The organism is Variovorax sp. PEI5 (genome assembly GCF_056679935.1).
In genome coordinates, this window is record NZ_JBWXPH010000003.1 from 454989 (window position 1) to 470182 (window position 15194).

Annotated in this window: 14 protein-coding genes and 1 pseudogene; 12 read left to right on the forward strand and 3 right to left on the reverse strand. The window is 70.1% G+C overall.

Annotated elements, in window-relative coordinates:
• Positions 1-16 precede the first annotated feature (16 nt).
• Both AC1MLT_RS21560 and AC1MLT_RS21565 read left to right on the forward strand, forming a co-directional pair.
• Positions 17-244, forward strand: a complete 228-nt coding sequence (locus AC1MLT_RS21560) for a hypothetical protein (RefSeq protein ID WP_481036377.1) — start codon at positions 17-19, stop codon at positions 242-244.
• A 14-nt stretch (positions 245-258) separates the two neighbouring features.
• Complete coding sequence (locus AC1MLT_RS21565) at positions 259-900, forward strand: Rossmann-fold NAD(P)-binding domain-containing protein (RefSeq protein WP_481036379.1); 642 nt, start codon at positions 259-261, stop codon at positions 898-900.
• 18 nt (positions 901-918) lie between these two features.
• Here the strand turns inward: AC1MLT_RS21565 and AC1MLT_RS21570 are convergent, their stop codons facing one another.
• Positions 919-1893: a Bug family tripartite tricarboxylate transporter substrate binding protein gene (locus AC1MLT_RS21570; protein ID WP_481036381.1), complete on the reverse strand. Its 975-nt coding sequence runs from the start codon at positions 1891-1893 to the stop codon at positions 919-921.
• 73 nt (positions 1894-1966) lie between these two features.
• A complete protein-coding gene (locus AC1MLT_RS21575) occupies positions 1967-2920 on the reverse strand; it encodes a 2-hydroxyacid dehydrogenase (RefSeq protein WP_481036382.1) in 954 nt (317 codons plus the stop codon).
• A 115-nt stretch (positions 2921-3035) separates the two neighbouring features.
• Between AC1MLT_RS21575 and AC1MLT_RS21580 the strand changes: the two genes are divergently transcribed.
• The 6 genes and pseudogenes from AC1MLT_RS21580 (at position 3036) to AC1MLT_RS21605 (ending at position 8876) form a co-directional block, all read left to right on the forward strand.
• Positions 3036-4217: a citrate synthase gene (locus AC1MLT_RS21580; RefSeq protein WP_481036384.1), complete on the forward strand. Its 1182-nt coding sequence runs from the start codon at positions 3036-3038 to the stop codon at positions 4215-4217.
• Positions 4218-4338: 121 nt separating this feature from the next.
• A complete protein-coding gene (locus AC1MLT_RS21585; protein WP_481036385.1) occupies positions 4339-5280 on the forward strand; it encodes a LysR family transcriptional regulator in 942 nt (313 codons plus the stop codon).
• Positions 5281-5343: 63 nt separating this feature from the next.
• Positions 5344-6336, forward strand: coding sequence for a Bug family tripartite tricarboxylate transporter substrate binding protein (locus AC1MLT_RS21590; RefSeq protein ID WP_481036387.1), 993 nt, complete (start codon positions 5344-5346; stop codon positions 6334-6336).
• 86 nt (positions 6337-6422) lie between these two features.
• On the forward strand, positions 6423-7703 hold the full coding sequence (locus AC1MLT_RS21595) for a CaiB/BaiF CoA transferase family protein (protein ID WP_481036388.1): 1281 nt from the start codon (positions 6423-6425) through the stop codon (positions 7701-7703).
• Positions 7700-8488, forward strand: coding sequence for an enoyl-CoA hydratase/isomerase family protein (locus tag AC1MLT_RS21600; protein ID WP_481036389.1), 789 nt, complete (start codon positions 7700-7702; stop codon positions 8486-8488). The genes AC1MLT_RS21595 and AC1MLT_RS21600 overlap by 4 nt, the downstream gene beginning before the upstream one ends.
• 74 nt (positions 8489-8562) lie before the next feature.
• Positions 8563-8876, forward strand: a pseudogene (locus AC1MLT_RS21605) (carboxymuconolactone decarboxylase family protein).
• 49 nt (positions 8877-8925) lie between these two features.
• Here AC1MLT_RS21605 and AC1MLT_RS21610 read toward each other — a convergent pair.
• Entirely contained in the window at positions 8926-9846 is a 921-nt protein-coding gene (locus tag AC1MLT_RS21610; RefSeq protein ID WP_481036391.1) for a LysR family transcriptional regulator, read from the reverse strand.
• A 190-nt stretch (positions 9847-10036) separates the two neighbouring features.
• Here AC1MLT_RS21610 and AC1MLT_RS21615 point away from each other — a divergent pair, with 190 nt between their 5' ends.
• From AC1MLT_RS21615 to AC1MLT_RS21630, 4 genes are all read left to right on the forward strand, one after another.
• The gene (locus AC1MLT_RS21615) at positions 10037-10978 is read left to right on the forward strand and encodes a hydroxymethylglutaryl-CoA lyase (RefSeq protein WP_481036393.1); all 942 of its coding nucleotides are present in this window, start codon (positions 10037-10039) and stop codon (positions 10976-10978) included.
• A gap of 38 nt (positions 10979-11016) precedes the next feature.
• Positions 11017-12207 carry a CaiB/BaiF CoA transferase family protein gene (locus AC1MLT_RS21620; protein ID WP_481036394.1) on the forward strand — a complete coding sequence of 397 codons (1191 nt, stop codon included), beginning with the start codon at positions 11017-11019 and terminating at the stop codon, positions 12205-12207.
• Between the two features lie 107 nt (positions 12208-12314).
• Positions 12315-13298 (forward strand): Bug family tripartite tricarboxylate transporter substrate binding protein, encoded by a 984-nt coding sequence (locus AC1MLT_RS21625; RefSeq protein ID WP_481036396.1) that lies wholly within the window; start codon positions 12315-12317, stop codon positions 13296-13298.
• A 181-nt stretch (positions 13299-13479) separates the two neighbouring features.
• Positions 13480-15177, forward strand: coding sequence for a hypothetical protein (locus tag AC1MLT_RS21630; RefSeq protein ID WP_481036397.1), 1698 nt, complete (start codon positions 13480-13482; stop codon positions 15175-15177).
• The last annotated feature ends 17 nt before the right edge of the window (positions 15178-15194 follow it).

The following is a 15194-nucleotide window of genomic DNA, read 5'->3' on the forward strand; positions in this document are numbered from 1 at the left end:
TCCAAGGACAAGCATCATGACCAGCAACATCGAGGCCGTCGCCACCCGCGACCACCGAGCCGTCATCTCGGTGGAGCGGAGACCTGGCGAACCGATGGGCGGCCCGAGCGCGGACCTGTCCGATGTCGTCAGGAGCAAGGAAGAGGACGCCATCGGTGCCGCCTGCCACGACGACCCGACCCCGCTCGAGGACGGGAATGGCTGGAAGATCATCGCCGGGGTGTTCCGCCCCCGCGAAGACTGACGGCGGGTCGCGCGATGGCATCGCCCTTCAGGCTGCTGCTGGTGGGAGCGACGGGTCTCGTGGGACGCCACGTGCTGGCGCTGGCGCTCGCCGATCCCAGGATCGGCCGCGTGGTGGCGCCGTCGCGGCGACCATTGGCGGACCATCCCCGCCTGCAGGCGCCACTGGTGGATTTCGAGCGACTGCCCGGGCAGGCCGACTGGTGGCGGGCCGACGCGGTGATCTGCACGCTGGGCACGACCTTGCGCGCCGCGGGTTCCAGGGCGGCCTTCCGCCGCGTCGACCACGACCATCCGCTGGCCGTGGCCCGCCTGGCGCGGGCGCATGGCACGCCCACCTATGTCCTCACGTCGGCCATCGGCGCGGATGCCGGTTCGCGCCTGTTTTACAACCGCGTCAAGGGTGAGATCGAGCGCGATCTGGCGGCCGTCGGATTCGAATCGCTCACCTTCGCGCGACCCGGCGTCATCGGTGGGCAGCGCGAGGAGTTCCGGCTGGGCGAGCGGATGCTGACGGCGACCCTCGACGTGATGGCGCCGGTGCTGCCACGGCGCTGGCGCCCCAACCCGGCGCCGTCGATCGCGCGCGAACTGCTCGAGGCGGCGATCCAACGGCCGGCCGGCATCCATGTCGTGGCCTCGGATCGCATGACCTGAGCCTCGTCGGCGCCCCCGTCAGTCGGCCTCGATGCCCGCCGCCTTGACGACCCGGCCCCACTTCACGAGGTCGGACCTGATCAGCGCCGCGTAGGCCTGCGGCGTGCCGCCCTGCACCTCGATGCCGGCGGCCTCCAGCTTGGCGCGCACGTCGGGCAGCTTCAGCGCGGCGTTGATCTCGGTGTTGAGCCTGTCGACGATGGCCCGGGGCGTGCCGGCCGGCGCCAGGAAGCCGCCATTGGTGTTGGCGTCGTAGCCCTTGAGTCCCTGCTCGTCGGCGGTCGGCACGTCCGGCAGCGAGCTGCTGCGCCGGGCCGTCGACACCGCGATGGCGCGCACGTTGCCGGCCTTCACCTGCGCCTGGATCGCGCTGATGGTGTCGATGAAGAGCGCGGTGCGCCCGGCCAGCAGGTCCGGGTGCGCGGCCGACGATCCCTTGTAGGGCACCAGCAGCATCGGCGCGCCGCTGGCCAGGCGGAACATCTCGGCGGCCATCTCCTGGGCGCTGCCACGGCCGGAAGTGGCGACCTTGGCATCGTCCGGATGCGCCTTCATCCAGGCCACGAATTCGGGCAGCGTGCGGGCCGGGATCTGCGGCGCGATGGCGAAGACCAGCGGCACCTCGTGCGTGTAGACGATCGGCTCGAAGCTCTTCTCGGGATCCCAGCCGAGGTTCCTGAACAGGAACTTGTTGATGTTGTGGCTGCCGCCGACGATGCCGATCGTGTAGCCGTCGGGCGTGGCCTTGGCCAGCACGTCGGTGCCGAGGTTGTTGGAGGCGCCCGGCCGGTTGTCGACGATCACCGGCTGGCCCATGGCCGCGCCGATCTTGTCGCCGACGACGCGGGCGATGGTGTCGATCGCGCCGCCCGGCGGCGCCGGCACGATGATCCGGACGGCGCGCGTCGGATACGCCTGCGCCGAGGCGGCGACCGGCACGGCGGCCAGGGACGCCGCGATGGCGAGGACCTTGAGCATGGAAGCGAGGGGCATGGATGTCTCCTTGTTGTGAGGGGCGAGGGTTCCCGGCGGGGGAAGAAGGAAGCTCGTCGCGATCGGCGATGGCTCAGGTCGTCAGGCTCATCGCCGGGCGCTCGCCGGCCAGCGCCTGGGCGATGCCCGCCAGCACCATCTCGCCCATCGCCGTGCGGGTCTCCCAGGTGGCGCTCGCGCGATGCGCCTGGAGCGTCACGCGCTCCGAACGGCGCAGCGCCTCGGGCACGTGCGGCTCGTCGACGAACACGTCCAGGCCCGCGCCGGCGATGCGCCCGGCGGCCAGCGCCTCGGTCAGGTCGGCCTCGTCGACCAGCCGGCCGCGCGCGACGTTGACCAGGAAGCCGCGCGGCCCCAGTGCCTCCAGCACCGCCGCGTCGACGATGCCTTCGGCCCGGTCGGCCGCCGCGCACAGCACCAGCGCGTCGACTTCCCGGGCCAGCTCCACCAGGTCGGGGACGAAGCGGTGCGCGACATCGTCCATGGCGCGCAGGTCGGTGTAGGCGATGTGGCAGCCGAAGGCCGCGGCCCGCACCGCGACGGCGCGGCCGACCCGGCCCATGCCGACGATGCCCACCCGCATGCCGCTGAAACGCCGCGCGAGCGGGATCGCGCTCGGCTGCGGGTGAAGCACCCATTGCCCGTCGCGCACGAAGCGGTCGCCGGCGCACAGGTTGCGGCAGGCCGCGATCAGCAAGCCCAGGGCCAGGTCGGCCACGTCCTCGGTCAGGGCACCCAGGGTGGCCGTGACGGGCAGGCCGCGCTCGCGGCAATACGCCAGGTCCACCGCGTCGGTGCCCACGCCATTGACCGCCACCACCCGCAGGTTCGGCAGGCGCTCCAGCAGCACGCGCGAGATGCCGGTGTGGCCCCCCGTGATCACGGCCTGGATCGCATCGCCGTGCGCGCGCAGCCAGGCCTCCGGGTCCGCCAGTTCGAAGAACCGGTGGACCTCGTACAGCGTCCCGAGCTGGTCGTTGATCGCCGGGATCAGGATCGGATTGAGTTGCAGGACGGAGGGTTTCATGGGCGATGGAGGGGAGTGGTCTCGAAGTGGGCCCATGGTAGTGATGAGTTGATTTAATCGTCAATATTGATGTATAAAATCAATATATAAATCAATCACCCGAAGAAGGATGGCGATGGGCGCGTGGATGTCGATGGACGAGGCCTGCGGGCTCCTGGGAGTGCGGCCGCAGACGATCTATGCCTATGTCAGCCGGGGCAAGCTGGAGGTCATGACCGACCCGGCGGACACGCGCCGCAGCCTCTACCGCGCCGAGGACGTCGCCGGCCTGGCGCGACGCAAGCAGGCCGGCCGCAAGCACGAGACCGTCGCCACCAACACGCTGTTCGGCGCCGAGCCCAGCATCCCGACGGCGCTGTGCGCCTTCTTCAAGGGCCGGCCCTACTATCGCGGCCGGGATGTCGTGGCGCTGGCGCGCACGGCCAGCCTGGAGGACGCGGCGCGACTGCTGTGGGACACGCGGGAGGCGGTCGACTTCTCCAGCGCCAGGCCGGCCCGGTCGCGCCGCGCCACGACGACCGGGCGCGGCGCGGCCTTCGCGGCGCTGGCCGGCCTGGCGGCGGTCGGGCATTCCACGCGCGGCCGGCTGACCCGGGTGCTGCACGTGGAGGGTCAGGGCCTGGTCGGCACGCTGGCCGAGGCCTTCGGTGCCGCGCCGGGCGACGAGGCGCTGCACCGCCGCTTCGCGCGCGGCTGGAACCAGCCCGACGCGGTCGCCGAGCTGCTGCGCACGGCGCTGGTGCTGCTGGTCGACCACGAGTTGACGAGCTCGGCCTTCGCCACCCGCATCGCGGCGTCGACCGGGGCCTCGCTGCCGGCCTGCCTCCTGGCCGGGCTGGCCACGCTGTCCGGCCCGCTGCATGGCGATGCCTCGGGCCGCGTGCAGGCCTTGTTCGGCGAGGTCGAGCGGCTGGGCGAGGACGCGGTGCTGGCGCACTACCTGTCGACCGGCTCGCCCCTGGCCGGCTTCGGCCACCACCTCTACCCCGATGGCGATCCGCGCGCGGCGGCATTGCTGGCGCTGTTCGATCCGCCACCGGTGATCGCGCGCTTCATCCGCAAGGTGGCCGACCAGACCGGCCTGCGGCCGGCCGTCGATGTCGCCCTGGCGGCGCTGGTGGCGCACCACGGGCTGCCCGCCGATGCGGCGTTCGGCCTGTTCGCCACGGCCCGCAGCGTGGGGCTGCTGGCGCATGGCCTGGAGCAGCTGGGCACGGCGCAGGTGATCCGTCCGCGCGGGCGCTATGTCGGCCCGCCGCCGGACGCGGCGCCCGGCGCGGTGGACGCACCGGGGTGACGCGCGGCCGGGCGGTGCGGCCGCGCAGCGTCGGCGCCCTGGTTCCTGGGGTCGCCCGATGCGTCCGGGACAATGCGGGCGAGCCCCCCACCCTCATCGTTCCCACCGGAAGACGGATGCCGTGAATCCCATCGACCGGCGCTCCGCGCGCCTCCACTTCGACCTGACGACCCTGCAGCTGTTCATCACGACGGCGGAACTCGGCAGCGTGACGCGAGCGGCCGAGAAGATGCACATGGCCACGGCGGCCGCGTCGCGCCGCATCCTGGAGATCGAGGCGCAGTTCGGCCTGCCGTTCTTCGAACGCCGGCCCCACGGGATGGCCATCACGGACGCGGGTCGCGCCATGCTCGCGCATGCGCGCAGCATCACGCACACCGTGCTGCGCATGCAGGACGACGCGGCGTCCTACCTGGGCGGGGAACAGGGCGTCGTGCGCCTGGCGGCGCCCAAGAGCGCGGTCATCCAGTTCATCCCCTCGGACATCGAGCGTTGCATCCGGCACTGCCCCGGCGTGCGCATCGACCTGCAGGAGATGAACAGCCAGATCGTCCAGCAGGCCCTGCGCCGGGGCGTCGTCGACATCGGCGTCTACGAGGCGGGCCTGGGCAGCATCGAGCTGCCCACCCTGCCCTACCGCAGCGACCGGTTGATCGCGGTCCTGCCGGCCGGCCACGCGCTGGCCGGGCATGCCGCGCTCACGCTGGACGACATCCTGTCGTGCGATCTCATCGTGCTGGGCGAAGGCTCGGCCATCTCGCTGATGCTGCAGCGGCTGGCCGACGACGAGGGCCGGTTGCTGCGCATGCGCATGCGGGTCAACGGCTTCGACAGCATGGCGCCCCTGATCGCCCAGAACCTGGGCATCGGCGTCATGCCGGAGGCCGTCGCGGACACGGTCGCCGGCGGCGAGGGCCTGGCGCGCGTCGCCATCCAGGGCGACTGGGCCGAGCGGCAGTTCCTGCTGTGCCACCGGCCGCTGGAAGCCCTGTCCGAAGCCGCCCGCAGCGTGGTGCGCGTGCTGTCGCCTACGAAAAATTCGAATCCTGCATCGCTGATTTAGCGCTGGCCGCCGTCCGCGGGATCGCCAACCATCGGCGCCTTCCCCAACAACGAGAGAGACGGCATGCAACGCAGACACTTCACGCTCGGCCTCGGCGCGGCCCTGGGCGCACCGGCCCTGTCACTGGCGCAGCAGGCCGGTGGCGGTGCGACGCGGATCGCCGGCCCGGTCCGCATCGTCGTGGGCTTCGCGCCGGGCGGCGGCACCGACGTGCTGGCCCGCGTGATCGGGCAGAAGCTCGCGACCCTGTGGGACACGCAGGTCTTCGTCGAGAACAAGCCGGGCGCGACCGGCGTCATCGCGGCCGACTACGTGGCGCGCCAGCCCAACGACGGCACGACCCTGCTGATGGCGCACGTCAACAGCAACGCCATCGCCCCCAGCCTGCTCAAGGACACCGTCAAGTTCGATCCGAACCGCGACTTCAGCGCCCTCTCCATGGTCGGCGTGACACCCAACGTGCTGACCTGCGCCACCACCCAGCCGGTGCGCACGCTGCCCGACATCGTCGCCCTGTGCAGGCAAAAGCCGGGCCGCGTCACCTTCGGCTCCTCGGGCATCGGCTCGGCCCAGCACCTGGCGTTCGAGATGTTCAAGCTCGCCGCGAGGATCGACGCGGTGCACGTGCCCTACAAGGGCTCGGGCGCGCTGATCATCGACCAGCTCGGCGGCCAGATCGACTTCGCCTTCGACACCATGACCGCGGCCACGCCCTTCATGCGGCAGGGCAAGGTGATCGGCATCGCGCAGACGCGCCTGAAGCGCGCGGGCAGTTACCCGGACCTGCCGACCTTCGCCGATGGCGGCTACCCGCAGGTCGACGCCGCCTCGTGGTACGGCCTGGTCGGACCGCGCGGCATGGCGCCCGGGCTGGTGCAGCGCATGAACGCCGACATCAACCAGGTCCTGCTGATGCCCGACATCCGCCAGAAGCTCGACGAGTTCGGCGCCGAGGACGCCGGTGGCCCGGCGCGCAGGTTCGCCGACTTCATCGCCAGCGAGAACGTCAAGTGGGCCAAGGTCATCAAGGACGCGAACGTGCGCGTCGACTCCTGAGACACGCACCCACCCACCGACCGACGACCGGCCGACCGATGCCACGCCGACTCCCCCGCCAGAACGAACCCGACCAGGACCGCTCCATGACCTCCGCCTCCACCACCACGTCCTCCTCCACGTCCTCCGCCGCCAACCCTGCGGGCCAGCCCGGCGCCCGCCCCCTGCCGCTGGCGGGCATGCGCGTGCTCGACATCAGCCAGGTCATGGCCGGCCCCTACGCCTGCATGCTGCTGGCCGACCTGGGCGCCGATGTCATCAAGATCGAGCCGCCCGAGGGGGGCGACCAGACGCGCGGCGCCATGGGCTTCAAGCTCAAGGGCAACGACAGCATGGGGTTCCTCAACATGAACCGCAACAAGCGCAGCGTCACGCTCGACCTCAAGACCGACGAGGGCCGCGCGGCGCTGCATGCCCTGGTCCTGGAGGCCGACGTGCTGGTGGAGAACTACCGCCCCGGCGTCATGAAGCGCCTGGGCGCCGACTTCGACACCCTCAGCGCGCTGAACCCGGCGCTGGTCTACGTGAGCATCTCGGGCTTCGGGCAGTCCGGCCCCTGGTCGCAGCGCCCGGGCTTCGACCTGATGGCGCAGGCGATGTCGGGCGTGATGAGCGTGACGGGCTATCCGGGCGGCCCGCCGGTCAAGGCCGGCGTGCCGGTGGCCGACATCGGCTGCGCGCTGTTCGCCGTCTACGGCCTGCTGGCGGCCTACATCGGCGCCAGGAGCACGGGCCAGGGCCAGTACATCGACGCCTCGCTGTTCGACTCGGCGCTGGCCTTCTCGGTCTGGGACATCTCCGAGTACTGGGGCACGGGCCGCCAGCCCGAGCCGCTGGGCACCTCCAACCGCATGAGCGCGCCCTATCAGGCGGCCAAGGCGGCGGATGGCTACTTCGTGATGGGCGCGACCAACCAGAAGCTCTGGCGGAAGCTCTGCGACCTGCTGGAGCGCCCCGACCTGCTGGACGACGAGCGCTTCGCCAACGTGTCCCAGCGCCTGGCCCATCGCGAGGCGCTGATGGCGGAACTGGAACGCTCCTTCGCCGCCCGCACGGCCGAGGCGTGGATCGAGACCCTGCTGGCCGCCGGCATCCCGGCCGGCCCGATCCTCACCTATCCCGAGGCCTTCGAGAGCGAGCACGGCCGCCACCGGGCCATGCGCATCGAGATCGACCATCCGGTGGAAGGCAAGGTGCCCAACATCGGCTTCGCCGTGAAGATGATGGGCACGCCCCAGCAGGTGCGCCGCCCGCCACCGCTGCTGGGCGAGCACACCCGCGAGGTGCTGGAGGAACTGGGCATCCCGCTGCCGGCGGCGCACCGGACGGCCGCGGCGGCCGAGCCCCGGCCGGCGGGCGCGAAGTGACGGACGCGCGAGCGCAGGGCCGGGTCGCGCTGGACATCCAGGGCGATGTCGCCACCCTCGCCTTCGATCGGCCCGAGGCGCGCAACGCCATGACCTGGACGATGTACGAGCAGCTCGGCGCGCACTGCGAGCGGCTGGCGGCCGATCCGGCCATCCGCGTGGCCCTGCTGCGCGGCGCCGGCGGCGAGGCCTTCGTGGCCGGCACCGACATCCACCAGTTCCTCGACTTCGCGGGCGGCGCCGATGGCGTGGCCTACGAGGAGCGCATCGACGCGGGCATCGCGCGGATCGAGCGGCTGCCGTTTCCGACCATCGCCGTGGTCGAGGGCTGGGCCGTGGGCGGCGGCCTGGCCATCGCCACGGCCTGCGACTTCCGCGTCGCGGCACCCGGGGCGAAGTTCGGCGTGCCGATCGCCAGGACCCTGGGCAACATGCTGTCGCCCCTCAACATGGCGCGGCTGCGGCAGGCCTGGGGCCATCAGAACGTGCGCCGCATGCTGCTGCTGGCGGAGATCCTGGATGCGGACGAGGCGCTGGCCTGCGGCTTCCTGCATCGCATCGCGGCGGCCGGGGAGCTCGACGCCGCCGCGCGCGAGCTGACCGACCGCCTGCGGAAGCTGGCCCCGGTGACCCAGTCGGCCTCCAAGGAAGCGCTGCGCCGCCTGACCATCGCGGGCGTGCCGCAGATGGACGACCTGATCTCGGCCTGTTATGGCAGCGAGGATTTCAGGGAGGGCGTGCGCGCCTTCACCGAACGTCGCGCGCCGGTCTGGCGCGGCCGCTGAGGCGCGACGGCCCCGGAGCCGTCCCGGGCTTCGAAGGCTTCGAGGGCGCAGGAAGGGAAGGCTGGACCTCGTGGCTGCCGGGGTCGATGCGGCGCGGGCCACGCCCGAGCAGATCGCCGTGCTCGAAGCCAGCCACCCCAAGGCCAAGACCAGCGACTACGACCTGCTGCCGCGAGGCGCGGGCACCGACGCCCGCGAACGCGCCATCGTGCGGCTGTCGATCGACCTCGCGTCGCGCCCGTCCGACTTCGGCGCGGCGCAGCTCGACGCCACGGTCGCGGCCGGACCGTCGCCGCTGGAACTGCTCAACGCGACCCACGCCGTGGCGATCTTCGCCTGGGCCAACCGCCTGATGCTGAACCTGGGCGAGCCGGTCTTCCCGGCCTGAGGCGCATCGGCGCGGGCGGCCGCCCGGGAGGGTCGCGAGCGCCGGATCGTCAGATGCTGATCCGGGTCCGATTCTTCTCGGCGGCCTCGAGATGCGCGAGCAGCATCCGGGCCGCCGGGGAAAGCGATTCCTTGTCCCGGTAGCAGACGACGAAGTGGCGTCGAGCCCAGGAATCGGTCAGCGGGATGACGCGGACCGACGGTTCGAGCAATGTCGGTTCGACCACTTCGCGTGGCACGACCGCGATGCCCAGACCAGCGCGCACGCATCGCAGGCTGGCATCGAACGTCGAGACCACGGCTCGGTAGTTGATCGAGCTGCCCACGAGCGCCGCCGCCCGCGCCAGCAGGGTGTGCACGGCCGTGGACGTCGGCAGCCCGACATGCTCGTAGCTCAGGGTCTGGGCGAACTCGCAGCGGGCCAGTCTGGCGATCGGATGCGATGGGTGCGCGACGATGGCCAGTTGATCGCTGCGATAGGGACTGCTCTGGAGTCCCTCGAGATCCATGGTGTCCCATCCCACCCCCAGCGGTGCCAGGCCTTCACGCACCGACCGACCCATCTGGAAACTCAATTCCTCGTCGATGTCGACCCGGATCTCCCGGTGCTCCTGTTTCCCGAGGAAATCCGCGATGTCATCGGGCAGGAACTCGGCGATGGACGACAGGGTCGCCAGCACCCGCACCTGTCCCTTGATGCCATGGCCGTAGGCGGTCATGTCCCGGGCCAACCGGTCGGAACCCGCGAGCATGAGACGGGCGTGCTGCAGCAGCAATTCACCGGCCGGGGTGGGCACGACGCCACGACGATGACGTCTCAGGAGCGGTACCTTGACGGCTTCCTCCAGCTGCGAGAGTCGCTTGCTGATCGCCGACGCGCCGATGTTTTCCTGCTCCCCGGCACGCGCGATGTTGCAGTGGTCGCACACGGCGGCGAACAGCCTGAGACTGGTCAGGTCAAGGTCTCGCATCTCGCAGGTCTCGCAGGTCTCGCAGGTCTCGCAGGTCTCGCAGGTCTCGCAGGTCCCGCAGGTCCCGCATTGAGAACTTCCATTTTGGAATGCCTAAGCGGAAATATTAGCGCTTTAGAACGCGCGAGGGAATGTCTATAGTTTTCCGATCGAGTCGGCGCGCCTGCCGACCCATCCATGGAGACATCACATGACGAGATTTCCCGGGCACGTGGTCGTGCGCGAGGTGGGCTTGCGCGACGGCCTCCAGAGCATCCAGCGGATCCTGCCCACGGCGCGCAAGCTCGAATGGATCGCCGACGCGTACGCCGCCGGCCAGCGCGAGATCGAGGTCGGCTCCTTCGTGCCGGCACGCCTGCTGCCGCAACTGGCCGACACGGCCGAACTGGTCGCCTTCGCGAAGACACTGCCGGGCCTGCGGGTGTCGGTGCTGGTACCCAACCTGAAAGGTGCCGAGAAGGCCATCGAGAGTGGTGTCGATCTGATGCTCATTCCGCTGTCGGCCAGCCACGCTCACAGCCTGGCCAACCTGCGCAAGACGCCCGACGACGTGGTCGCTGAAGTCGCCAGGATGCGCGCCGCGCGCGACGCGGCGGGCTCGAAGACCGTCATCGAGGGCGGCATCGGCACCGCCTTCGGCTGCACGCTCCAAGGCAAGGTGGAGCGCTCCGAGGTGCTGCGCTGCATGCAGGCACTGCTCGACGCCGGCGCCGACCGCGTGAGCATCGCCGACACGGTCGGCTACGCCAATCCGGCCGCCGTGCACGACCTGTTCTCCCAGGCACGCGCCATCGCCGGCGACCGCTTCTGCTGCGGTCACTTCCACGATACGCGCGGCATGGCGCTGGCCAATGTCTATGCGGCGTTGGAGACCGGCGTGGCGCGCTTCGACGCCACGCTCGCGGGCATCGGCGGCTGCCCGCACGCGCCCGGCGCCAGCGGCAATGCATCGAGCGAGGACCTGGCCTACATGCTGGCCGACATGGGGATCGACACCGGCATCGACATCGAGGCCCTGCTCGCTCTGCGCGCCAAGGTCGCCGGCTGGCTGGAAGGAGAGACCCTGCGTGGCGCCTTGTGGCAGGCCGGCGTGCCCAGGACCGGGGCCCGTGCCGACGCCCTCGCAGCCTGAATCCACGATCACGTGACCACGAACGAGAGACTCTCCCCATGACGACGTCCGCAGCTTCCTCCCCGGCCTCGGCCGCCACCGCCCCGCCCCTGCCGCTGGCCGGCCTGCGCGTGCTCGAGTTCACCCACATGGTCATGGGCCCGACCTGCGGGATGATCCTGGCCGATCTCGGCGCCGAGGTCATCAAGGTCGAGCCGCCCGGCGGTGACAAGACCCGCACCCTGCCCGGCCTGGGCATCGGCTTCTTCCGCTCCTTCAACCGCAACAAGAAGAGCGTGGTGATCGACATCGCCACCGAGGAGGGCCGCACCACCGCTGCCGAGCTCGCCGGCGAATGCGACGTGGTGCTGGAGAACTTCCGCCCCGGGCTGATGGCCGGCTTCGGCCTGGACTACGAGACGCTGTCGAAGCAGTACCCGAAGCTCATCTATGTCACGCACAAGGGCTTCCTGCCGGGCCCCTACGAGCACCGGCTGGCGCTCGACGAGGTAGTGCAGATGATGGGCGGCCTGTCGTACATGACAGGCCCCATCGGCCGTCCGCTGCGCGCGGGCACCTCGGTCAACGACATCATGGGCGGCATGTTCGGCGCCATCGGCGTGCTGGCCGCGCTGCGCGAGCGCGAGCGCACCGGCCGCGGGCAGGAGGTGCAGAGCGCGCTGTTCGAGAACTGCGTGTTCCTGTCCTCGCAGCACATGCAGCAGTACCTCATGACCGGCGAGCCGCCGCCACCGATGCCCTCGCGCGTGTCGGCCTGGAGCGTCTACGACGTCTTCACGCTCGACGAGGGCGAGCAGCAGCTGTTCATCGGCGCGGTCAGCGACAAGCAGTTCGCCACCCTGTGCCGCGTGCTGGAGCGCCCCGACCTGCTGGACCAGCCCGGCTTCGGCGACAACGCCTCGCGCGTGGCGGTGCGCCCGCAGTTGCTGGCCCAGCTCGGCGAGATCCTGCTGCACCACCGCGTGGCCGAACTGGCGCCGAAGCTGGAGGCCGCCGGCATCCCCTATGCGCCGATCATGCGGCCCGACCAGCTGGTCGAGGACCCGCACCTGATCGCCAGCGGCGGCCTGGTGCCGATGCAGACCGAGGACGGCGGCACGACCGACGTGGTGCTGCTGCCGCTGACCATGGGCGGCCAGCGTCCCGGCGTGCGCCGCCCGCTGCCCGGCATCGGCGAACACACAGAGGAAGTGCTCGCCGGTCTGAGAAGCCGCCATTCCACTCGATAGACGCCTTTTTTGCCTGCTGCACGGCACGTGCCGGGCAGGGTGTGACGACACGACACCGATCGAAGTCGCAAGCCAACCACCTTCCAGAACCCTCGAAGACAAACGACATGACTTTTTTCCTGAACCGTCGCCAAGGCGTTGCAGCTGCGCTTGCTTCGCTCGCGCTGTGCTGCGTCACACACGTGAATGCCCAGAACCCGGACAAGCCCTTGCGTGTCATCCTGCCCGTGGGCGCGGGCTCGGGCGTCGACACCATCATGCGGGCGGCCGCGCCCTCGCTGACCAAGGCACTGGGCGGCCAGGCGGTGGTGATAGAGAACCTGCCCGGCGCGGGCGGCATCACCGGCGCGTCGGTGCTGGTGCGGGCACCGGCCGACGGCCTGACCATCGCGGTGGTGTCCAACAACCACGTCGTCAATCCGAGCGTCTTCAGAAAGATGCCGTTCGACGCCGTCAACGACATCACGCCGATCTCGGTGGTCGGCGCCACGCCCTTCGTGCTGGTGGTCAACCCCAAGGTGCCGGCAAGGAATGCCAAGGAGTTGCAGGCCTTTCTCAAGGCCAGACCCGACGGCTACAACTACGCATCCTCGGGCAACGGCACGATCATCCACCTGGCCGGTGCGATGTTCCTCGACGCTGCTGGCGTGCAGGCGCGGCACATCCCGTACAAGGGCGTCGGCCCGATGGTGGCGGACATCCTGGGCGGCCAGGTCGAGATGGGCGTGGTGTCGGTTCCCGCCGCGCAGGGCGCACTCAAGGCCGGCCAGCTGCGCGCCATCGGCGTGATGGGCAAGTCCCGCGTGGCGTCGCTGCCCGACGTGCCGACCATCGCAGAACAGGGCTTCCCCGACGTCGACATCGCCGGCTGGTTCGCCGTCGTCGGCCCGCCGAAGCTGCCTGCGGCCATCGTCAAGCGCCTGCACGATGCCATCGTCGCCGCCTTCGAGATGCCCGAGACGGTCGAGGCGATGGCCAGGCAGGACAACGTCATCCAGCCGATGTCGCCGGAGGCCTCGCTGCAGTTCTTCAGAAGCGAGCAGGCGCGCTATGCGAAGCTGGTCAGGAAGGCGGGCGTCGAAGTCGAGTGACCGGCGCGGTCCGGACGCGTCATCTGCGCACCCGCTGTCATGACGCTTCCACATCCATGGAAGCCGATCCGCAATCCTGCCGATTGTTCCGTGGTTCGCGAAGCATTCCTCAATACTCCGCAGCGCCAGCCCGCTGGACCGTTCCGTTGACGACGGAACGAACCCCTTCCGGAGAAATTGAATGTTTGTTTTTCAAAGCTTGAGAGTCATGGGCTCGTCGGTGGTGGCGCTCGCGGCGCTGAGTGCCTGCGGCGGGAGCGACAACGACGGGCAAGCCTCGACACCTCCACCTTCCACGACGATCCCCGCACCGACCCTGGTGGCCTGCAACTGGAACACCAGCGTTGCCCTGGCGTACGAGGAGCAGCGTCTCCTCACGCCATTGCCCACCGGCACGGCCACGGCCGTCGGCAGCGACACCACGCCGGTCGCCGAGCGGCTCGTCAAGGGTGCCGCGTTCGACACATTCAATCCCGCCTTCGCCAGCGCGCTCTGCGCTGCGGACAACACCACGGCGATCTCCTCCCACGAGGCCGCGCTCGCGCTCGTCAAGCAGCAGGGCGCCGCACTCTGGCGCGCCGCGGTCGACCGCGTCCAGGGCCGCCGCGCCGGAGGCACGCTGCCCGCGAGCGACGATCGCGCGCTCTACTGGACACGCGTCTACATGACCAAGACATTGCGCCAGTGGGCGCCGTCCTTCGCCATGACCGATGCCCAGAGGGACGAGCTGCAGTGGGAGTTCGAGCGCTCGTCCCGTGGCCAGCACGATCTCAACCTGCCCACGGGCACCAGTGCCAGCTCGGCCAGGTACCGGCGCATCCTGATGAGCGGCTTCGACACTTTCACCCTCGGCACCCCCGGCACGCCCAACACCGGCCTGCGCAACGGCAATCCTTCGGGCGCGACCGCGCTGGAACTCGATGGCAGGGAGTTCGTGCTCGCCGACGGCACCATCGCGCACATCGAGACCTACCTGCTCCCGGTCAGCTACGACCCCTTCAACAAGGGCATGCAGGAAGACACCATCGGCCCCTTCTTCAGGCCGGGCGCCCAGCGCGTCGATGCGTCGATCACCATGAGCCAGGGCAGCGCCAACATCTTCAATCTCGAAGCGTTCAACGGCCGCTTCCACGGCTCGTCGGCCGGCAACGACGGCATCGTCTACTGTCCGGCGGGCGCGACGCGACTGCCCGCGTACGTGCTGCCCATCGGATCGCCGTCGACGGCGGGCGCGTCGCCCATCACCCTGCCCAACTCGGGCTGCAATGTGTATCCGCCTGCCCGATGGCTGGGCTATCAGAGCGCAGGCCAGTGGATGAAGGACTATCCGCCCCAGTTCAGCCATGCGAGCCTGCCCTTCCCCGCGATGGTGACGGGCCAGACCGGCACCGGCGTCACGCGCCCACCGGGAGCCACGAGTGCTGGCACGGAGGGTTTCGATGTCACCTACCACACCAACTACACTTATTTTCCGAATTGCGGCGCGCTCGAGACGCTGAGCAAGCCGTCCAATGGTGTCGTGAATCGCATGCCCGACTTCCTGCCCACCACGCTCGACCCCTACGATCCGACCAACACCAGCGTGGTGCCGCCCAAGCCGGAATGGTGCTCGCGTCAGGGCGGCGGAGGCGACTATCTCTCCAACGAGAGCGCCTATCGCAACACCGTGCTGCGCGACACCTTCGGCCTGGGCATCCCGGCGGGCCACATCCACACGCCGGTCATGACGAACTTCTTCGGTGGTACACCGACGACGGGCGGCAACACCCGCGACGACAACGCCATCACCGACGCGCGCTTCGAGGCCTACCGCACGGCCATCGTCGCCCAAGGCAAGAACCTGATGATGGTGGTGGCCAACAGCCTCGCCTACAAGTAATCAACCTGGAACCCCTT